Annotated in this window: 18 protein-coding genes; 12 read left to right on the top strand and 6 right to left on the bottom strand. The window is 49.3% G+C overall.

Annotated elements, in window-relative coordinates:
• Nucleotides 1-134: 134 nt before the first annotated feature.
• From DS731_RS09170 to ahpF, 3 genes are all read left to right on the top strand, one after another.
• Nucleotides 135-1,811 carry a response regulator gene (locus DS731_RS09170; RefSeq protein WP_119501026.1) on the top strand — a complete coding sequence of 559 codons (1,677 nt, stop codon included), beginning with the start codon at nucleotides 135-137 and terminating at the stop codon, nucleotides 1,809-1,811.
• Nucleotides 1,812-2,214: 403 nt separating this feature from the next.
• A complete protein-coding gene (gene ahpC / locus DS731_RS09175; RefSeq protein WP_119501027.1) occupies nucleotides 2,215-2,778 on the top strand; it encodes an alkyl hydroperoxide reductase subunit C in 564 nt (187 codons plus the stop codon).
• 82 nt (nucleotides 2,779-2,860) lie between these two features.
• Nucleotides 2,861-4,444, top strand: a complete 1,584-nt coding sequence (gene ahpF, locus DS731_RS09180) for an alkyl hydroperoxide reductase subunit F (RefSeq protein ID WP_119501028.1) — start codon at nucleotides 2,861-2,863, stop codon at nucleotides 4,442-4,444.
• A 69-nt stretch (nucleotides 4,445-4,513) separates the two neighbouring features.
• Here the strand turns inward: ahpF and DS731_RS09185 are convergent, their stop codons facing one another.
• Nucleotides 4,514-5,023 carry a hypothetical protein gene (locus tag DS731_RS09185; protein WP_119501029.1) on the bottom strand — a complete coding sequence of 170 codons (510 nt, stop codon included), beginning with the start codon at nucleotides 5,021-5,023 and terminating at the stop codon, nucleotides 4,514-4,516.
• A 133-nt stretch (nucleotides 5,024-5,156) separates the two neighbouring features.
• Between DS731_RS09185 and DS731_RS09190 the strand changes: the two genes are divergently transcribed.
• From DS731_RS09190 to DS731_RS09210, 5 genes are all read left to right on the top strand, one after another.
• Nucleotides 5,157-5,726, top strand: coding sequence for a TetR/AcrR family transcriptional regulator (locus DS731_RS09190; protein ID WP_119501030.1), 570 nt, complete (start codon nucleotides 5,157-5,159; stop codon nucleotides 5,724-5,726).
• On the top strand, nucleotides 5,710-6,810 hold the full coding sequence (locus DS731_RS09195; protein WP_119501031.1) for an efflux RND transporter periplasmic adaptor subunit: 1,101 nt from the start codon (nucleotides 5,710-5,712) through the stop codon (nucleotides 6,808-6,810). Before DS731_RS09190 ends, DS731_RS09195 begins: the two co-directional genes overlap by 17 nt.
• The gene (locus DS731_RS09200; RefSeq protein ID WP_119501032.1) at nucleotides 6,807-9,851 is read left to right on the top strand and encodes an efflux RND transporter permease subunit; all 3,045 of its coding nucleotides are present in this window, start codon (nucleotides 6,807-6,809) and stop codon (nucleotides 9,849-9,851) included. The genes DS731_RS09195 and DS731_RS09200 overlap by 4 nt, the downstream gene beginning before the upstream one ends.
• Nucleotides 9,852-10,078: 227 nt before the next feature.
• Nucleotides 10,079-10,636: a hypothetical protein gene (locus DS731_RS09205; RefSeq protein WP_119501033.1), complete on the top strand. Its 558-nt coding sequence runs from the start codon at nucleotides 10,079-10,081 to the stop codon at nucleotides 10,634-10,636.
• Nucleotides 10,633-12,042: a PepSY-associated TM helix domain-containing protein gene (locus DS731_RS09210; RefSeq protein ID WP_119501034.1), complete on the top strand. Its 1,410-nt coding sequence runs from the start codon at nucleotides 10,633-10,635 to the stop codon at nucleotides 12,040-12,042. Before DS731_RS09205 ends, DS731_RS09210 begins: the two co-directional genes overlap by 4 nt.
• A gap of 35 nt (nucleotides 12,043-12,077) precedes the next feature.
• Here DS731_RS09210 and DS731_RS09215 read toward each other — a convergent pair whose 3' ends face one another.
• Together DS731_RS09215 and DS731_RS09220 are read right to left on the bottom strand one after the other, a co-directional pair.
• Complete coding sequence (locus DS731_RS09215) at nucleotides 12,078-14,279, bottom strand: YgiQ family radical SAM protein (RefSeq protein WP_119501035.1); 2,202 nt, start codon at nucleotides 14,277-14,279, stop codon at nucleotides 12,078-12,080.
• Between the two features lie 160 nt (nucleotides 14,280-14,439).
• Complete coding sequence (locus DS731_RS09220) at nucleotides 14,440-14,901, bottom strand: hypothetical protein (protein WP_119501036.1); 462 nt, start codon at nucleotides 14,899-14,901, stop codon at nucleotides 14,440-14,442.
• A gap of 165 nt (nucleotides 14,902-15,066) precedes the next feature.
• Here DS731_RS09220 and DS731_RS09225 point away from each other — a divergent pair, with 165 nt between their 5' ends.
• Nucleotides 15,067-15,552, top strand: coding sequence for an EVE domain-containing protein (locus DS731_RS09225; RefSeq protein WP_119501037.1), 486 nt, complete (start codon nucleotides 15,067-15,069; stop codon nucleotides 15,550-15,552).
• Between the two features lie 54 nt (nucleotides 15,553-15,606).
• On the opposite strand, the gene DS731_RS09230 is transcribed toward DS731_RS09225, so the two are convergent.
• The gene (locus DS731_RS09230) at nucleotides 15,607-17,355 is read right to left on the bottom strand and encodes an amidohydrolase family protein (protein WP_119501038.1); all 1,749 of its coding nucleotides are present in this window, start codon (nucleotides 17,353-17,355) and stop codon (nucleotides 15,607-15,609) included.
• A 218-nt stretch (nucleotides 17,356-17,573) separates the two neighbouring features.
• Between DS731_RS09230 and DS731_RS09235 the strand changes: the two genes are divergently transcribed.
• The 3 genes from DS731_RS09235 to rluF all read left to right on the top strand — a co-directional run bounded on the left by DS731_RS09235 (nucleotide 17,574) and on the right by rluF (nucleotide 19,938).
• Nucleotides 17,574-18,719: a sensor domain-containing diguanylate cyclase gene (locus tag DS731_RS09235; RefSeq protein ID WP_150154267.1), complete on the top strand. Its 1,146-nt coding sequence runs from the start codon at nucleotides 17,574-17,576 to the stop codon at nucleotides 18,717-18,719.
• A 98-nt stretch (nucleotides 18,720-18,817) separates the two neighbouring features.
• The gene (locus tag DS731_RS09240) at nucleotides 18,818-19,036 is read left to right on the top strand and encodes a hypothetical protein (RefSeq protein WP_119501040.1); all 219 of its coding nucleotides are present in this window, start codon (nucleotides 18,818-18,820) and stop codon (nucleotides 19,034-19,036) included.
• A gap of 146 nt (nucleotides 19,037-19,182) precedes the next feature.
• Nucleotides 19,183-19,938 carry a 23S rRNA pseudouridine(2604) synthase RluF gene (gene rluF / locus DS731_RS09245; protein ID WP_119501041.1) on the top strand — a complete coding sequence of 252 codons (756 nt, stop codon included), beginning with the start codon at nucleotides 19,183-19,185 and terminating at the stop codon, nucleotides 19,936-19,938.
• A 237-nt stretch (nucleotides 19,939-20,175) separates the two neighbouring features.
• Here rluF and DS731_RS09250 read toward each other — a convergent pair whose 3' ends face one another.
• On the bottom strand, nucleotides 20,176-20,391 hold the full coding sequence (locus DS731_RS09250) for a hypothetical protein (protein WP_119501042.1): 216 nt from the start codon (nucleotides 20,389-20,391) through the stop codon (nucleotides 20,176-20,178).
• Between the two features lie 409 nt (nucleotides 20,392-20,800).
• Entirely contained in the window at nucleotides 20,801-21,025 is a 225-nt protein-coding gene (locus tag DS731_RS09255; RefSeq protein WP_119501043.1) for a hypothetical protein, read from the bottom strand.
• Between the last annotated feature and the right edge of the window lie 35 nt (nucleotides 21,026-21,060).

Consider the following 21,060-nt stretch of genomic DNA (forward strand, 5'->3'; position numbering starts at 1 on the left):
ATTGCGAACTTTACACAGATGGCAGGCCGCATTTCATTCCGGTGAAACGGAATTAACATGGTGAGTGTGTGCAGCCACTGAACAGGGAAGAAACGCAAAGGCATTCGGATTAGCAGTAAGATTGGATACACAAATTGGAAAAGTTTCCTCCACTTGTCCCCGCAGAAGAGTTAAAAGTCCTGATTATCGATAATCAGGGTCTGGTTCATGATGTTATCAGCAACGCCTTAAAAGAAGTCGGCATCCGCCGTGTGGACAGTGCATTTAATGCCTTTCACGCTGTTCGCCTTTGTGAGCAGAACACTTATGACTTTGTCATGATCGCTTTTAATGTGAGTGTGGATAAAGACGGCTTTCATTTGTTTGAAGAGCTTAAACACCACCGTCATATCACCGATAAGACCACGGTTATCTTTCTCAGTGCCGAAACCAGTCAAGCGCTGGTGAACTGCATTGTTGAGTTGCAGCCTGCAGATTTCTGGGTCAAACCGCTGGATCGCAACCGTATTGAGCAACGGCTTCGCTATCTGATTAACATCAGAAGTAAGCTGCATAAACTGCAATGTTGTCTTAACCAGCAGGACTATTCCACCGCTGTTTATTACGCAGAACGCCAGTTGACGGATAAATCCGTCAGCGAATACCATCCCCGCCTTAAGCGTATAATCGGCGAAAGCTACCTTGCACTGCGTGACTACACCACTGCAGAAGTGTATTTCAGGAAACTGCTGCAGCAATACGATCATGCCTGGGTGCATATGGGACTGGCCAGAGCGTTACTTCGTCAGAATAAACTGGAAGAAACTGAAACCCTGGTGGAAGATTTGCTGCAACGTGATGATACCCGCTTCCTGACATATGATTTACTTGCACAGTATTACATTGAAAAGGAAGAGTTTGATAAGGCGTATGAGCAGATGCGTGAAGCCAGTAAGCTGGCGCCGCGGAATATCGAACGTAACAAACGTTTATGGGATCTTGCCAGGTTAAACCATGACAAGCCCGGTCAGTTAATGGCCGTGCAAAATATGGCAAAGTACGCTAAAAATTCAATTCACGATTCGCCGGAACTGACCCTGAACGTCATGCGTGCAACGCTGGATATGGCTACCACCGCTTCTGCCGGTGATGCAGAAAAGCTGGTGAGAAAAGTTGAAGCAGAACTGGCGGAACTGAGTAAACAGCAGGGACTGGATAAAGTACTGACCGAGCAATTTTCTGTACTCAATGCCAGAGTATTGTGTTTGCGTAATCAGAAAAAATCCGCCGAAGCGATCATGAAGACCAAAAAGCCGGATACGGACGGTCTGTCCATGGAAGACAACCTGGATAAAATGAAAGCGTTCCATGAGCTGGGTATGCGGGAGCATTGCCTGGCGTTACTGGAAAAACTGCATAAACAGATTGCCGGGGATACCTTTACCAGTCAGGTTGTTGATGAATACCTGAAACAGGAATCTATCGAGCGCAAAGAGATTAATTTTACCACCCGTGAGCTAAAAGACATGGCTGCGGTAAATTACAAAGAGAATCGCTTTGTGCCGGCGTACAATAACCTGCGACAGGCACTCACGTTATCTCCCGGCAATAAGCAGATCGCGCTGAGCCTGCTCAAGGTACTGGTGCAACTGAATAAGAAAGAACCTCTGAGCGATGAACAGCTGGAGCAGGCTGTAAAAGCTGCTACTACGTTATCCGGCGTTGGCCCGGGAACTACCCAGGCAGAAAAGCGCAACGAATACGTGCATTTGCTGAATATAGAAGAGCAACTGAGCGGGGTTGATGAACCAGCCTCTTCTTTACTGACCTGACACACCGCCCGATGCCGGCAGCTACGGGTTAGCTGCCGGTGCCTGCGTTTTAGCTGCCGGCACTTTCGGGTTAGCCCCCGGCATCACGGGCCGCTGTGCTGTGTTGCGAAATCTTCATTGTATTGTCACTTGATCCCGGCAATATACTTTGCCAAACTATAAATTGCATTTTCCGCTCAAATTCAAATCTAATAATCAGAAAAACTGATTAAGCCTTTCAATATTACCAATTATCTTTTTGAACCCTGCGCGACTATTCTAATCACAAGTCAACGGGGACGGGTTCAACAAACCATAAAGTTCGAACCATGTTTCTGATTAATTCGTAGATACCGTGTCCATTAGTCAACCGGTTGCCCGGTGCGAACGACACACAACAAACTAACTTAATGGAGATTAACCAATGGCAATTATCAACACTGCTATCAAACCTTTTAAAGCAAATGCATTTAAAGATGGTGAATTTGTTGAAGTAAGTAGTGAAGACATCAAGGGTAAATGGGCGGTATTCGTATTCTATCCTGCAGACTTCACTTTTGTTTGCCCGACTGAACTTGGCGACATTGCTGACAAGTACGAAGAGCTGCAAGCCCGTGGCGTAGAAGTATTCTCAGTATCAACCGATACACACTTTACTCACGCTGCATGGCACGCGTCTTCTGAGACCATCGGCAAAATCAAATTTGCAATGATCGGCGACCCTACCGGTGAGATCACACGCAACTTCGATTGTATGCGTGAAAACATGGGTCTGGCTGACCGTGGTACGTTCGTTGTTGACCCTGACGGTATCGTACAGGCAATGGAAATCACTGCTGAAGGTATCGGCCGTGAAGCAGACGACGTAGTACGTAAAGTTAAAGCAGCACAATACGTTGCTTCTCACCCTGGTGAAGTATGTCCTGCTAAATGGAAAGAAGGTGAAGCGACATTAGCGCCTTCATTAGACCTGGTAGGCAAAATCTAAGGTAACGTTGTTTACCAACTCTTTGTGACGGTGCAGGCAACTGCCTGCACCTCCTTAACACCAAGCAAAAGGCAGAATTACCGTGTTAACTAAAGAAATTTTACAGGCATTGAAAGGCTACACCGCGTCAATGCAGAAAGAAGTAACATTCGTTGTCCAGACTGGCGAGCACAGCAAGCGTGGCGAATTGGTTGAATTTCTGTCTGGCGTAGCAAGTGTAAGCGACAACATTAAGTTGGAAGAGCGTGATACAAATGGCGTTTTACGCAGCGCGACAAGCTTCTTACTTGAAGCTGACGGTGAAGATACCGGTATTCGTTTCTCCGGCATCCCGGGTGGACACGAGTTTAACTCGTTAATCCTGGCAATTTTACACGCGTCAGGCACAGCGCTGAAAGTAGACGACAATCTGCAAAACATCGTTAAAGGTGTCAACGAGCCGCTGCACTTTGAAGTGTTCATCAGCTTAAGTTGCCATAACTGTCCTGATGTCGTGCAGGCGCTGAATCAGTTTGCATTGTTAAACCCTAACATCACATCTGAAATGATTGATGGCGGTGTTTATCCGAAACTGATTGAAGAAAGAGACATTCAGGGTGTACCGAGTGTTTACTTAAACGGCGAATTATTCGCTAACGGCAAGGTAGATGCGTCTACTCTGCTTGATAAACTGTTAGAGCGCGACCCGTCGCTGAAAGAAGCGAACAAGGGCAAGAGCATGCCGCTGCAGGACGTAACCGTGATTGGTGGTGGTCCGGCAGGTGTGAGTGCCGCAATCTACAGTGCACGGAAAGGCTTAAACGTGACCATCGTGGCCGACCGTTTCGGTGGCCAGGTAAAAGATACCATGGGTATCGAAAACTTAATCTCAGTGCCGAAAACCACAGGACCCGAACTGGTGGGCAACCTGATGGAGCACATGAAAGATTATGACATCACGTTGAAAGAGCACGTGAAAGTCGAAAACATTGAACGTGGCGACATTAAAATCGTGGCGTTGTCATCCGGCGAAGAAATTCGTACCCGCTCTATCATTGTGGCTACAGGTGCCCGCTGGAGAGAACTGGGTGTACCGGGTGAGAAAGAAAACGTAGGTAATGGCGTGGCATACTGTCCGCACTGTGATGGTCCTTTCTTTAAAGGCAAAGACGTAGCTGTTATCGGCGGGGGTAACTCAGGCATCGAGGCTGCTCTTGACTTGGCGGGTATCGTGAAGTCTGTCACCGTGTTCGAGTTTATGCCAACGCTGAAAGCTGATGATGTTCTGGTTAAGCAGGCTGAAAAGCGTGACAACATTACCATTCTGCGCAATGTAGCAACGAATCAGATTGTGGCAGAAAATGGCAAAGTAACGGCCATTGAGTACACCAACCGCGAAACGCAGGAAGTGACCACGTTACCGCTGGCAGGTGTGTTCGTCCAGATTGGTCTGGTACCGAACAGTCAGTTCATGCAAGGTGTCGTGGATATGACCAAACACGGTGAAATCATCGTTGATAATAAGTGTATTACTTCTGAGAAAGGCATTTTTGCAGCCGGCGACGTCACCACCGTGCCGTACAAGCAGATTGTCATCTCAATGGGTGAGGGCGCAAAAGCATCATTGTCTGCCTTTGAATACCTGTTGACTCACGAAGTCCCTGCAAACGAACAGGCAGATGCATAACGCATCGCAATAAAGAACTGACCGGCATCCTGTGATGCCGGTTTTTTTATGTCCGCCGTACTGTGATAGTTATTCCCGCCACGCCCAGTCTGTATGCTGCAAACCCAGCAGGGTAATAAACTGGGAGTAATCGTTTTTGCCCATCGCCATGGCGACGGTTTTAAATACCGACTTTGCCCGTGAAGCTTTTGCCTGAAGCAGTTCAAGGCGTTTCTCAGAATGGCTGTCGAAGCGGCTGGCGAGGATGTCGTCTATTTTATTTACGGTATGCCAATACGCCAGAACGTTGCTGATAAGCTTCTGGTAAATGCTTACCAGTCTTTTGTCCTTAAATACGTTTTCAAGTCCGGCACTGCTCACTGCCTGTTGAAAAGAGTGTACAGTTTCATGCTCAAGCATGCCTTCCAGTGCTGACAGTTCTCTGAGTAAATCATTCAGGTATTTTTGATGTTCAGCACCGGCGTAAAAACCGCTTTCCTGCATTTCGATATCACTGAGAAGGATATCTATATTCACCAGGTGCCGCTGTGTCGTGGCGATCATTACAACATCAGAATAAAGAAAATAATCAGTGAGCATACACGAATTTCCCGCGTAAAGGGTAGGGAGAGCCTGATAAAACCTCTCTGAGCCATAAACAGATCTGCATATTGGTTGACAAAAGCGCTTATTTGATTTAAAAACCGACCAGTTGGTTTGTTTTGGAAGAGTGATGACAGAATCAAAAGCGGATACGTCGCGAAAGCGTATTTTGGATGCTGCCACAGAAATTGCTATTGAACAGGGGCCCAAGGTGCTAACCCTGGACAATGTGGCGAAGCAGTGCGGAATGAGCAAAGGTGGTGTTATGCATCACTTTAAAAACAAAGATGCATTACTGGCCGGTATGGTGGAAAGCATGATTGGCATGATGAAAACTGAACTGTGTGAAGTTGAGAAAGCCCATGCTGATGCGTTACCGGTGACTAATTTGTTGCGTACCCGTCAACGTGCACACGAAAAGCTTGCTGTGCATCAGGCTAAAATTTTGCTGGTCGCGGCGGTGGAAAATTCGTCGTTATTGGCACCCATGCTCGAAATGATGCAAAGCAAACGTGAAGAAATTGAACAGCGCGACGCGGTGGCTGAAAGCACCCTGTTGTGGCTGGCGGCTGATGGACTAAGCTTTCAGGAGCTGATGGACATCAGTCCGTTCACAGCAGAAGAGCGCATTGCCCTGCGCGGGAAATTAATTGATAAAGCGATTGCCTTAGAGGAAGCACGAAATGAAAATCAGGATTAAATTACCGTCAATTATGGCAATCGCTGCAGCATCTGCGGCTTTTCTGCTCGCAGGATGCAGCGGTGAAGCGCAGGAACAGAAAGCGCCGCCGCCACCGTTGGTTCAGGTTTATGAGGTCGGTGCAGACGATCAAACAGTGGTCAGACACTTTGTTGCCAGAGTGGATGCTCTGAGTACGGTGGATTTATCTTTTCAGGTAGCCGGACGCATAAACCAGCTGGCAGACCGTCAGGGGGTTGTGGTACCGGAAGGTGAATTGCTGGCCGCTCTGGATCCGCAGGATTACGAGCTGGCCCTGAAACAATCTGAAGCCAGTTTCCGCAAGGCAAAGTCTGATTTTGAACGTGGAAAACAGCTTCAGAACGATAATTACATCAGTCAGAGTGAATTCGATGCGCTGGAAACCGCTTATGAAAACGCGGAACTGGCAGTTGAGAATGCAGGCATCAATATCGAATATACCGAATTGCACGCGCCTTTCGATGCGCTGATCACTAACCGTCTGGTTGAAAAGTTCTCTTATGTGCAACCGAATCAGTCTGTGCTGCGGGTACAGAACATTAATTATCTGCGGGTTCACGTGAATGTGCCTGAGCAGCTCATGCGCTACGCCGTGGAAGAAAACCCGGTGTATCAGGCGTATCTTGAAGATGAAGACGGTAATCTGATTTCGGGTGATGACGGCAAACCGGTAACCCTAAGTTATCTGGAGCATAAAACTGAAATCAATACATCAACGCAAACCTATCAGGTGACATTTAAATTGCCCCGCCTCGAGCATCTGGACTTGCTGCCGGGTATGGTGCTGACCGCGCGTATTGTCGTGGCAAACCCCATCGGGCCGGTCGGGCTGTGGGTGCCGGTGAGTGCCGTCGATACGTCGGGCAGTGAAGACTTTGCGGTATGGCGGCTGGAAGGGGATAAAGTGGTTTATCACCCGGTAACAGTAGGTCTTATCCGTGATGATAAAGCGCAGGTAACGGCAGGGCTTGAGGCCGGTATGCGGCTGGTGGCTGCGGGCACAGACAGCCTGCAGGATGGTATGACAGTACGGGAATTTAACAAGGAGAAGCCTGTACTATGAAAATCGCCACTTATTCAATTAAGAATCCGCTGACGGTATGGCTGCTCATGCTGATCTGCCTGATTGGCGGTGTCACCGGTGTCATTGCCATCGGCAAGCTGGAAGATCCGGCTTTCGCGGTGAAAACCGCTATCGTTACTACCACGTATCCGGGCGCCACTGCCGAGGAAGTGGAGCTGGAAATTACCGAACCGCTTGAATCTACTATTCAGCAGCTGGCGCAACTGGGTGATATTACCTCCCGTTCTCTGCCCGGGCAGTCTCAGATCACGGTGGAAATCCGTGACGACTTCAACAGTGACAATTTGCAACAGGCGTGGGATGAATTGCGCCGCAAGGTGTCTGCGGCAGCCATGAAATTGCCGTCAGGAGCGAACAGTCCGGTGGTGAATGATGACTTCGGCGATGTATACGGCATGTTTTACGCCGTGGTGGCTGAAGGCTTTTCAGACCGTCAGCGCCAGGAACTGGCAACACGGCTAAGACGTGAAGTGCTCACTGTGCCGGGCGTAACACAGGCGCAACTGGCCGGGGTGCCGGAAGAAACTATTTATGTGGAAGTGACGCAGGAAAAGCTGGCCAGTCTGGGCATTTCCATGTCCAGTATTGCCAGTGTGTTTCAGACAGAAAGTGATATTGCCAATGCGGGCAGCATGCGTCTGGGCGAGCGGCGGATCCGGCTGGTTTTGCCTGCCGGTGATGATTCCGAAGAAACCATTAAAGGTTTGAAATTCGGAGTGCCCGGCACCACCGAACAACTGCACATCGGCGACATTGCCCGTGTGTACCGTGTGGAATCTGAATCGCCGTCACAGGTTGTCAGACATAACGGTCACGAAGCGTTTACCCTGGCCATTGCCGGTCGCAGTGACCGGAATATTGTAGATATAGGTCACGCGGTCGAAGCGCACCTCGACGAACTGCGTACCCACTTACCTCTTGGCGTGGATATTCTGCCGATTTATGAACAGCATATTGTGGTAGATACAGCCATCAGCGACTTTCTGGTGAACCTGGCGGCTTCTGTTGCCATTGTTGTTGCTGTACTGTTGCTGGTCATGGGCTGGCGCGTCGGCGTTGTGGTTGGCGGTACATTGCTGCTTACGGTACTCGGTACCGTGCTTACCATGTGGATATTTGAAATTCAGATGGAGCGGATTTCCCTGGGCGCACTTATTATCGCCATGGGGATGCTGGTGGATAACGCCATTGTTATTGCCGAGTCTATGCTGTTAAGCATGCATAAAGGTCAGGACTCGGTATCCGCCGCCGAAGATGCGGCACAACAAACCCAGTACCCGCTGCTGGCTGCCACCGTCATCGGCATTCTTGCCTTTGCCGGTATCGGACTCTCACAGGATACCACCGGCGACTTCATGTTCTCGCTGTTCGCGGTGATCTGTATTTCATTGCTGCTCAGCTGGATCCTGGCTGTTACGGTAACGCCTTTGCTGGGGCACTATCTGTTTACTCAAAAAGAAGCTGGTGAAGATGCCGGTCATTATGACGGCGGTGGCTACCGCTTTTACAAGGGGTTACTGGGTGCAGCGTTGCGCTTTCCGCGCATTACCGTACTGGTGCTGGTTGCCACGACGGCGGTAAGCGTAATGGGTTTTGCGCTGGTGAAACAGTCCTTTTTCCCGCCGTCAAATACGCCCATTTTCTATATTAACTACACCTTGCCTCAGGGCAGCGACATCCGTGCTACTGAAGCTGACATTGCAGATATCGAAGCACTGGTGAAAGCCCGTGACGAGGTAGTAAACGTGACCAGTTTCATCGGTATGGGCGCCAGCCGGTTTATGCTGACGTATTCACCGGACCTGCCAAATCCGTCATTTGGTCAGTTAATTGTACGCACGCATAACCGTGAAGAAATACCGCTGGTGATGAACGAATTGCGGGCACAAATACGTGAACGGCATCCTCAGGCTGATGTATTTACTCAGCGTTTGTTCTTCGGTCCGGCTACCGGTGCGAAAATAGAGGCGCGTTTTAAAGGTAATGATTCTGCCGTGCTGCGGGAACTGGGCGCAAAAGCTGAAGCATTAATGCGTCAGGAGCCTACCATTACCGATGTGCGTCAGGACTGGCGTCAGCGCGAATTCACCATCTATCCGGTAGTGGATGAGCAGAAAGCAAAAATTGCCGGTCTGTCGCGTACTGATATTGCTGACGCAACGGAATTTGCCACGGTAGGTAAAACCGTAGGTATTTATCGTGAAGACGAACGTCAAATCCCGGTGGTGATCCGTCCACCTGTGTCAGAGCGTCAGAACATGGACTGGCTCAGAGATCGTTTGATATGGAGTGAAGTGCAACAGGACTTTATCCCTATCACACAGGTAATTAAAGAGTTTGATGTGCAGGCACACGACGGTATTATCAAACGCCGTAACCGTGTACGCACGCTGACCGTTCAGGCAGAACCCGCCGGCGATTACACCGCGGAGGAAGCCCGCCGGAACGTGGCAGCCGTGATTGAAAACATGCCTCTGCCGGACGGCTACAGTTTTGAGTGGGGCGGCGAGTTTGAAAGCTCCCGTGACGCGCAAAAAGCGCTGGGACAGCAGTTGCCGCTGAGTTTTCTCAGTATGATTCTGATCACCGTATTGCTGTTTAATGCGGTCAGGCAGGCATTGCTCATCTGGTTTATTGTGCCGATGGCGATTTGCGGTGTTACAGCAGGCCTGGTGTTTACCGGCATGCCATTCAGCTTCACGGCATTACTCGGGTTGTTAAGTCTGTCGGGCATGCTGATTAAAAACGCCATCGTACTGGTGGATGAAACTGATCTGCGCCGCAAAGAGGGCGGAGCTTTGAGAGACGCGATTGTCGGTGCCAGCCTCAGTCGTGTAAGACCGGTAGTGCTTGCCGTGTTAACCACTGTTCTCGGTATGATCCCGCTGCTGTGGGATGCATTCTTTGCAAGTATGGCTGTGACTATCATGTCCGGCCTGACCTTTGCCACGTTACTCACGCTGGTGGCGGTACCGGTATTGTATTCGCTGTTTTTCAGTGAGAAGGACATGGGTCACTGATTACGACTTATTTGTGTGTGAGTGTCATATCCCTTCGTACCGGCGCATATTTTGCGCCGGTGCTTTTTCTGCTCCGTTAATCACGGCGTATACTGCGCTGCAGTTTTCGTGATATTAATGATAATGAATATCTTTTACATTTCTTAAGGGTGTTTGTACTATTAGCGTTTAAATGACTAGTGCACAGGACAAATGCACAAACCTGCCTTCAGGTCAATCCGGACGTTATGACAAATATCATTCTTTCCTGCGGGATCAGTGCCTTATCACTGGTTCTGCTTTATGTAAGCTGGCAGAAGCAACATCGTGTCTGGCTGTGGTTTTCTTTGCTCGCTTTCGCGGGATCTTTTTTCATGTGGAGCAGGGCAACCGGCTGGGAGACAGGCAGTGTGTTCGCCCTTTGTCTGCCTGCTATCGGAGTGTGGCCGTTGATTTTAGCAAACCGGCAAACGCTGCCGTCACCTAAAAATCAGCCGGCACCCAAACCGTTGAGTTTTGTCAGACGGGAGGTGTTGCAACATGCCGGTCATTATCTGGTGATCCTGATCGTGCTGTTAGTCGTCAGTTTACTGTCCAGTCTCGCTGTCAGTCTGGCGCTGCCCATGAAAGAAACAGGACAACTGGCTACCTGTATTGTGTTGTTGCCGGTTATCTGGGGCCTGCTGGGATATCACTACTTTGCCGTTGCATCAAAACCAAAAGCCCTTGCGCTATACACAGTACTGGGCGCTCTCAGCGCAGCGTATCTTCTTTTCATTCCGGCATTTCAGGCAGTATCAGTATGAATAAAAAAACAAAACAAGCTGCATTAAATGCCCACAGCTGGGTGGGTGTGTTTTTAAGTGCATTGCTGTTTCTTGTGTGCTGGTCCGGTACGCTGGCTGTGTTTCATCAGGAATTTGAACGCTGGGAGCAACCGGGTGTTACGGAACTGGGAACGGTATCAGGAGACGTTATTGATACCGCCATGGCCAATTTCCTTGCTGAACATAAAGAAGAAACTCATCATCTTTTCGTCGTTTTGCCAACCTCGAATATTCCGAGGCTTGTGGTTGAAAACGATCACACCGCCTGGTTTGCCGGTGAATCCGGTGAACTGCTGGAAGAGGAATCCGTGTCCTTTACCAAAATGCTGGTGGATTTGCACCTGTATCTGAATTTGCCGGCAAGCTGGGGCATGATTCTGGTGAGCGCGCTGGGTGCCATTATCGTCACGTTAGTGATAACCGGTATTGTGGCGCATAAACGCATCAAAAAAGATGCCTTCCGCTTACGACAGGGCGGAAACGGCCAGCAGTATCAAATTGATTTACATAACCGTTTCGGGTTGTGGGCATCACCGTTTCATCTGATCATTGGTATCACCGGTGCGTACTTTGGTCTGGCGGGTCTTGTGCTGGTGCTGGTCGCCCAATTGTATTTTGGCGGTGACCGTGATGCGGTGATGGAAAAGATTTTTACACCTGACCCTGAATTGTCGCAGCCTGTTTCGACTCCGCAAATCGGTAAAGCGGTAGAACAGATGGCTACCATTGCCCCTGATAATCAGCTGATTTTCCTCACCGTGCATGAAGTGAATACACCGGAGCAGTTCATCGAAATTTATGCCAGAGTGCCCGGTAAAATGATTTACTCAGAGAATTACCGGTTTGACAGTGCGGGGAATTATCTCGGTACAGCCGGCTATGCAGACGGGCACTGGGGCAAGCAGGTGGTTTACGCCATGTACCGTTTGCACTTCGGTGATTTTGCCGGTATTCCCTCTAAGCTGTTGTATTTCGTCCTTGGCATTATGCTTACCGTGTTGTGCATTTCCGGTATGGAAATCTGGTTGGCGAAGAAGGCTAATCCTCCGCTGGCTACCCGTTTGTGGCATTGTGTGGTGTGGGGAAGCGTGTCTGCTCTGGCGCTTACTGCGCTGGTTGATATGTTTGCTGCCATTCCCCTTATCCCGGTTTTCTGGATAGTGATGGCCCTCAACGTCATTCTTACGGTGGCGGTTAAAACGCTGGATAAATCCGCCTGGCTGGGAATATCGGCGCTGTCAGTGTTAGTGATGCTGTTCGCTTATGTCATCTGTCACGGCGGGGATGCCATGTCATTGCCGGCATTGCAACTGAACATACCTATGCTCGCTTATGTTAGCTGGGCATTACTCAGGTGTAAACAGTTAAGGGCGGGAACGAACTGAAACAGGAGGCTGATGCCTCCTGTTTTTTTATGCTTTTAGCGGGCTCTTTGCTGACGCTGTCCGGGTTTCCCTTTTGCGCCGTTTCTCCCTTTACCAGAGGCATTTTTTTCGCGGAAGCCTTTAGGCGGTAAACCGGTGTGCTTCGTTAAAGCCCGTTCACCCCGTTTGCCTTTTTGTGCCTTCTGGCGTTTCTCGCCGGCGGTTTCCGGCGGAACCAGATGCTGAGGGCCACGACCTATCAGATCTTCACGTCCCATTTTTTTCAGTGCTTCGCGGATTTGCGCAAAGTTTTTCGGATCATGATAACGCAGCATCGCCTTGTGCAGACGGCGGTGAATTTCACCTTTCGCCGAAGGTACCTGTTCGCTGTCTTTATTGACCTTACGCAGCGAATTCACCCCGGTGTGATACATCGTGGTGGCTGTCGCCATAGGCGACGGATAGAAATTCTGTACCTGATCCAGTTTAAAGCGGTTTTCTTTCAGCCAGATTGCCAGGTTCAGCATATCTTCATCCGTTGTGCCCGGGTGAGAGGCGATAAAGTAAGGGATCAGATATTGTTTCTTACCGGCTTCGGCAGAATACTTATCAAATAATTCTTTAAACCGGTAATAACTGCCCATACCGGGTTTCATCATCTTGCTGAGTGGCCCTTCTTCGGTATGCTCCGGCGCAATTTTCAGATAGCCACCGGTATGATGAAGTGCCAGTTCTTTTACGTATTCAGGGTCTTCTACCGCCAGGTCGTAACGCACGCCGGACGCAATCAGTACCTTTTTGATGCCGGGTAATTCCCGTGCACGGCGATACAAGTCGATAGTTGGCTTATGGTCGGTATCCATATGTGCACAGATAGACGGGTACACACAGGATGGACGGCGACAGGTAGCTTCCGCTTTGGCACTCTTACACCGCAGGCGGTACATATTTGCCGTCGGGCCACCGAGATCAGAAATGACACCGGTAAAGCCCGGCACCTTATCGCGGATCTCTTCTATTTCACGAATGATTGAATCTTCAGAACGGCTCTGAATGATGCGGCCTTCGTGTTCTGTAATCGAACAGAAGGTACAACCGCCGTAACAGCCACGCATGATATTAATGGAAAAACGAATCATGTCGTAAGCCGGTATTTTTGCATCACCGTAAACCGGGTGGGGGATACGCTGGTACGACAAATCGAATACCGCGTCCATTTCATCGGTTTCCAGCGGCATGGCCGGGGGATTAATCCAGATATGGCGGTCGCCATGGCGTTGCATTAACGCACGGGCACAGCCAGGGTTGACTTCCTGATGCAGAATACGGGATGTATGGGCATAAAGTGCTTTGTTGTCTTTCACCACTTCATAAGCAGGCAGTTTGACATACACGTGTTCCCAGGGCTTGCGGCGTTCAACCGGCTGGATAACAACCCCTTTCGCTTCCGGTGCTTCAGAGGACGTTGTGTCTTCTTTATCACATTCCGGCAATTCCTGATAAGGCGAGGGGATCGGGTCTATTTTGCCCGGGCGATCCAAAGACGTTGAGTCGACACCTTGCCATTCCGGCAATGCCTCTTTTACGATAATCGCTGTACCGCGTACATCACGGATATCAGCAATGTCTTCACCGGAGGCCAGTCTATGGGTCACTTCAACCAGCGGGCGCTCGGCATTACCGAAAAATAACATGTCAGCTTTACTGTCAAACAGTACGGAACGTCTAACTTTCTCTGACCAGTAATCGTAGTGTGCAATCCGGCGAAGGCTGGCTTCAATACCGCCCACAATAACCGGTACGCCTTTAAAGGCTTCACGGCAGCGCTGGGAATACACGGTTACCGCACGATCAGGCCGTTTGCCGCCCACATTGCCGGGGGTATAGGCATCGTCATGGCGAATTTTTTTATCCGCGGTATAACGGTTGATCATAGAATCCATATTACCGGCGGTCACACCGAAATACAGATTAGGTTTCCCCAGTTTCATGAAGTCGTCTTTGCTGGTCCAGTCGGGCTGGGCAATAATGCCCACGCGGAAACCGTGGGCTTCCAGTACCCGACCGATCACTGCCATACCAAAACTGGGGTGATCCACGTACGCATCACCGGTGACCAGAATCACATCACAGCTGTCCCAGCCGAGCTCGTCCATCTCTTCCTTTGACATGGGTAAAAATGGCGCTGTACCGTAGCAATGAGCCCAGTACTTCGGATAGGAAAACAGGCCGCGGTCAGCCTTGATGGTAGCTTGCATGACAATAAACCGGAAAGAACGACGTAAAGGCGTAATTATATCAGTTACCCGCGGGGTGACGATAGTTAAATACAAAAAAGCGTGCCCGGTCCGGCACGCTTTTGCCGTGTTTCAACCCCGGGTTGCCACACGGCAGACCACATCGTTGCCTGCAGGCGGCTCAGGCGGTGGTATTAATGCCAATGCTGGAAGTGAGTCTGTCCATCAGAGATGCGGACGCAGAACCCAGTTGTTCATTGCTGGCATAGGTTTGTGTCTGGCTGTTACCCGGCGGTGGTGGTGGCATATCAGTAGCTGCTGACTGTCTGGCAGACTGCTGATCGTGTTTCTGCTGAAAAAAGCTTTCCAGATTGATGCCGTTCTCTTCGGCAAAAGCCTGCATGGTGGCCGGCGCGTTGGCGGCAAGGCTTTGCGCATCAAATTCGCCGGACGCTTCCATATCCATTATGCTCTGCATAAAGGCTTTTACATCTTCATCACTGCCTGATTCCGCCATGTATTCTGATAATGCATCCTGCTGAGGTGGCGGTGGCGGCGGGCTCTGGTTTTTAATTCCGTTAACGTTACTGGTGCCGGTCAGTGCGCCGGTTTGCATGGCACTGTTTAGTTGAGAGATTTCCATTAGGTTGCTCCTGTGGTCGATGCCCGAATTGGCATGATGTTAAAATAGCAACCTGTATTCCGGTGTGTGTCAGTATTGTGTAAAGGTGGGTAAAGCAGGCGTTGTCCACGAAATCAGATGCTGTGATAAACTGCATTTTTAAAGAAAGCGTTTTCAGGAGACATTGTGGCTTACTGGCTGTTTAAATCAGAACCGGATGCATTTGGTATTGACGATCTTGCTGCCCGTCCGGATAAAACTGAGCCCTGGGACGGGGTCAGAAACTATCAGGCAAGAAATTTCATGCGCGATGAGGTGAAAGCCGGGGATTTACTGTTTTTCTATCACTCAAGCTGCAAGGACGTTGGCATTGCCGGTGTTGCAGAAATTTCCCGTGATGCCTATCCCGATGCGAGTCAGTTCGATCCCGAAAGCAAATATTACGATCCTAAATCAGACCGCGATAATCCCCGCTGGTTTTGCGTGGATGTGACGTTTAAAGAGAAGTTTGCTTCGGTGCTTCCGCTGGCCACAATTAAAGCCATGCCGGAAATAGAGCAACTGGGCGTGGTTAAAAAAGGGCACCGTTTGTCGGTGATGCCCGTTGTACCGGATGAATGGGACGCACTGTATGTAAAGGCAAAAGCCCCCGTAAATAAAAGCTTGCGCTGATAAACTGCGCAGAGCAAGCTCAGGCCCGGTGTCAAAAACCGGGCCTGTCTTACGTTAATAGAAACTGATGTCGTCCATTGACATCCATACTGAATCACCGGCTTTACCGTGCTTTCCGGTCTCCAGCATCAGCAACTGTGCACTGTCCAGTTTTCCGTCACAGAATGCACTGAAGGGTAACTGCACCGTTTGCCAGGCCGGGGTGGCTGAGAATGAGGTTTCACATTCGCCGCTGCCCGTTGTCAGGCTGACAAAATATGCTCCCTCGCCACGCACTGAAAGCGTGATGCCTTTATAAGCCGAAGCATCTACCGGAACTACAGCGCCCGGAGTAAAGTGCATCCGTACTGAAGCTTCCGGTTCTTCCTTATTAGACAAAGCAGCCTGCATGAAATAGGCATAGCCACTGCCATCTTCTTTCGGCACCCGCTGAGACAATGACCGGCTGTGTCCTACGCCGGTATCCCGGTGATTGATATACACCGTATTCAATGCCGTTCTGCCCGATGAAGACTCAAAATCATCAATCAATGCAGTGGCTTTTACCGCTGCCGGTAAGCCTTCGGGCTGCGGCGTGACAAGAGTGTTGTTACGCGCCTTCAGTTCGCCGTCAATCCAGACCTGTTCAACCTTGCGGGTATCTGAGATTGACTCCCAGGGTGTGCCGTCAATGATCACAAGATCAGCACGCTTACCGGCTTCCAGAGTCCCTCTGTCGTCCAGCAAGTTCAGGGCGGCAGCACTGTTTCTGGTTGCGGCAACCAGTGCCTGCTCCGGCGTCAGCCCTCCGGCAACTAAAAGCTCCATCTCACGGTGAGTGGAACTGCCGTGTGGTGTTTTAGGCATACCGGCGTCAGTCCCTGTTGCTACAGGAATGCCAGCTTCACTGAACAACTTTAAGTTGTACATAGAGTGTTTCTGACGGTTGTCTGCCATGGCCAGTGCTTCTTCGTCGTAATAAGCCTTTTTCGCTTCTGTGACTTCATACACCGCCAGGCTGGGCGAATAGGTCATGTTAGCTGACAGCATGGCCTGAACCAGTTCTTCATCTGCGTCGCCGTCCTGAACAGCATGTACCAGCACATCCACACCGGCACCGGCAGCTTTCTTCGCACGATCCACTGTTACCACGTGAGCCACAACAGGCAGACCCAGAGGGTGAGCAGCATCAGCCATGCCCTTCATGGTGAGTTCGTCCATGCTGGTATTTTCTTCCTTACGGCCATAGCGCCAGCCATCAGCAAATAATTTGATGAGATCGGGCTTATAGGGCGCCAGCGTTTTCATGGCAACAGCGGCATCTTCCGGAGTGGAAATTTTATACGTGGTGTGGTTATCTGCCCACATTGCGCCATGACCACCCGGTGTGCTCATTCTCGCAGCGAAAGCCACATGCGGGGCACTCAGGTTCGCCAGCCAGGCGCGCTTGGGTGCATAAGACTCTGGTGCAGAATGAAAATCGGTGACCGTGGTGACACCATGAATAACGTATTGCTCAGCAATGGCCGGAATAGAAGGAGGTTCACCACCCGGTGTCCAGTGCACGTGGATATCAAAAAAACCGGGTAACATGGCTTTGCCGCTGGCATCTATAACCTCAGCATTTCCCGCGTCACTGATGGAAGCGGCTATCTGACTGATGCGGCCGTCTTTTACCAGCACATCTGCAACGAAAGGTTTTTTACCCGTGCCGTCGAACAGCGTAGCCTGTTTAAAAAGGGTATCTGCACAGGCAGCGTTGAAAAGCGAAAAACAAAGAGAACCGGCCAGAACAAGAGATGAACCAGTTGGGCGTAAACGCATAATAACAATCCGTATTGTTTGCTCAAGCGTTGGCAGCGCGTGAAGCGGGTAGGGCGTCCTGACAAATCCGATATTTGCAGATGGCTAACGGATAACCTACAGGCTAAAGATAAATCGCTAATAAAATGCGTTCTGTGACATATAGGCTATACTTTTGTTGTAGAGATTGTGGTTGCAAAAAGTAGCCGCTGTTTTTTCTCAGGTAGCAGGGAAACACCTTGAATAATCACAGTACACCTATGTCAGCTCAGCCATTACTGAACAATCAGCTGGCCTTCACCGAATTGCTTTCAACACTGACCTCAAGATTAATCAATGTAAAACATGCTGAGCTGGATCCTCTGATAGAGCAGAGCCTTGGTGCATACGGAAAATTCCGTGGTGTTCAGCGGTGCTACCTGTTCCGTTTTTCTGCAGACAAAACCACCATGGCCAATACCCATGAATGGGTAGCAAGTGGTGTGCAGCCCTATAAGCAGCAATTGCAGGGCGTGGTAACAACAGAGCTCCCTTACTTTACCCGCGCCATTTTCTCTGAGCAGCTGTTCAGAATAAATGATGTTAGTGATCTGCCGGAGGAAGCCGCCGGAGAAAAGGCGGAGTTTCAGCGTGAAAATATCAGTTCTATTTTGTGTGTTGCCATACGGATCAACGATGAGCTCACCGGATTTGTCGGTTGCGATGTGGTGGGTTCACCCTATGAGTGGCAGGACAACGACGTACGTTATCTTAAGCTCATCGGCGAAATTCTGAGTAATACACTGGAAAGTCAGGCAAACCGCATCGCCCTCGAACGGGTAAGTAACGAATTACTGGCCGCGAATCAAAAGCTGGATGTACTGGCAAATTCAGACGGCCTGACCGGTATTGCCAACCGGCGCTTTTTCGACAACAGTTTGCTAAAGGCCATCCGCCGATGTGCAAGAAGCTGCAACACGTTAAATCTGGTCATGCTGGATGTGGATTTTTTCAAACAGTACAACGACACATACGGCCACGTGGCCGGTGACGAAGTACTGAAAAAAATCAGTGAAGTATTGAGCAGGGTTGCCCGCAGACCGGATGATGTAGCAGCGCGGTATGGTGGAGAAGAGTTTGCTGTACTGTTGCCCTGTATTCCCGCTGAAGAAGCGCACAGTATTACGCAAACGTTGCTGGATGAAATTGCTGCGCTGGCAATACCTTTTCCGGAATCTGCAGTGAGTGATTTTATCACTGTCAGCGCCGGCATTGCGTCTTTGCGTTGCGACAAAAACACCAGGCCGGTAGAGCTTATACTTCTGGCAGACAAAGCCCTTTACCGTGCAAAGCAAAACGGCAGAAAAGGAATTGTCCACGGAGAAGTGAATAATACGCAGGGTTGATTCAGATCGGGTTTTAAGAAAAAAGCAGCCCTTTCACCTTGATCCCCGACGCTGAAAAGGAATAATACGTCATTCAGTTCATCTTCCGGAGTTTTCTGGTGAAATACCTTCCGCTTTTACCGTTATTTTTGTTCGCTGCCCCCTCTTATGCAGCAACCGGCACCACCTTCATCGGTATGATCATCGTTGTGGTTTTTGTCACCATTATGCTGGTCCTTTATTTCCTCGTGGTAACCGAAGCCGGCAGCAAAAACAAAGACAACAATGACAGTGAGCAGGCTGCCCCGGCGGAAGAGCACAGTAAAAAAGAGCGTTAATCCGCTGATTCAGCGTATTAGCACTATTTTGGCTATTTTCTGCTCCGCAAAGTATTCTCAGGTGAAGTTTACTAAGTGAAAAAGCCGTGAATCATGTATCCTTGGCAACTTCATAAAAAGTTGTCAGTTAAAGGTTATTCCCCGTTATGAGTTCAGATCAGGCAAAACGTCTTAATAAATACATCAGTGACACCGGTCACTGTTCCCGGCGCGAAGCAGATAAACTCATCGAACAAAAACGGGTAACCATTAATGATAAGCTCCCTGAACTGGGCACCAAAGTGGCGCCGGGGGATAAAGTCAAAGTTGACGGTAAGCTTATAGGTGCGGTGGCTGCGGATAAATCAGACCGGATTTACATCATGTATAACAAACCGGTTGGTATTACCTGTACAACGGAACGTCATGTCAAAGGCAATATCATCGACGCGATAGGCCATAAAGAGCGGATATTCCCCATCGGTCGTCTCGACAAACCTTCTGAAGGCCTGATCCTGCTCACCAGTGACGGCGACATTGTGAATAAAATCCTGCGGGCAGAAAACGCCCATGATAAAGAATATGATGTGACTGTGAATCAGCCCATCAGCGGACGCTTTTTACAAAAAATGTCCCGTGGCGTACCCATCCTCGGCACAGTCACCAAACCCTGTCAGCTTGAATCCCGTGGCCGTGATCGCTTCACCATTATCCTGACTCAGGGGTTAAACCGCCAAATCCGCCGTATGTGCGAATTCCTCGGCTACGAAGTGACCAAACTGAAACGCACACGCATCATGCACCTGACTTTAGGTAATCTTCGACCGGGTCAGTGGCGTAACCTCACTGAAAAGGAACTGGATTTACTAAATAAAGCTGTGCGGGGTTCTAAAAAGACTGCGCCGGAGAAAGCGGAGAAGTAAAACTGCTTACACCCGAAATGAAAAAGGGACGTAACTCATTGATATTGAGCTACATCCCTTCGATGTTGGTGGAGCTGGCGACATCTGAATTAGATGTCTAAATCATTGTAATTTTTGGTGTATTTTATTTTTATTGATTGCTAGTCCCACAAAACGTACCACATAAAGTTAATTTTACCTTTGTAAGAAACTCCTATTCGTACATACCCAACAACTATAGCAATCAGGGGCTTTTCGTTACTTCTTCATCGTCCGGCCTGTCGCAATTTGTACCAGCGTAAGCTGTGCTACTGCCAACATTTCACCGTCTTTAGCATTGGCTTTGTATTGGCAGTTGTCAGGCTCAGTAATACCGCCATAGGTCACCGTCTGCGTTAACTTCCTTTTGCCGGTTATGGTTCTGTATCCTGTTACCACTTCGCCGTTCGCCACGGCGTTAATATACTCATTCATTGGTTACACCCTTACATATTAAAAGGAATGGTCAGGCTATCCGTTAGCGAAAAGCAGGACTAGGGCAAGAAATAGTTTATGAGTTGCGGAGTGCTGATAAAGGGCAACGGTGTTGCTAAGTAATGCTTAGACAATTTCCCCTGCCCAGGTACTTAAGAAAGCTATAGTTTGGTAAGTGACTAGAACCTGTCAAAACCTGACATCAAACTCTTATATTTCGCGGATATTTAAACCTTATAAAGGTCTGAAACGGACTCCTGAGAAAATCCGCAACTGTGAACACTATAGGCGTGAACGAAAGCAGCCGACTTCTAACGCTTTAACAGCATCAGCGACTGTAAGACAAGTATCCTCAATCGCCTATACAGCGCCGGTTATGATTGTATCCGTGAAGGTTTAGGCTGCGGTCTCAACTCTGCTTATTTTCCGCAATCTTGTTTTCAGCTTCCTCAGCTTCGCCTAACAGGTCATTCATTGCCCAAATAGCACTTTGAATAATTTGGTCATTAAGCCTTCCATCATCTTCAAAGTGTGATTGAAGTAACATTCCAATCGCGTGAGCTTTAGTAATGTTATTGCTTTTGATGTTCTCAAGATCGATGTTCATATTTGTATTCAAATGCTCATTAGTCATGATTGTTTCCTCATAGTTTTGTTTTGTCATTAGTG

This window comes from Alteromonas sp. RKMC-009, assembly GCF_003584565.2.
In the GTDB taxonomy this organism is placed as follows: domain Bacteria; phylum Pseudomonadota; class Gammaproteobacteria; order Enterobacterales; family Alteromonadaceae; genus Alteromonas.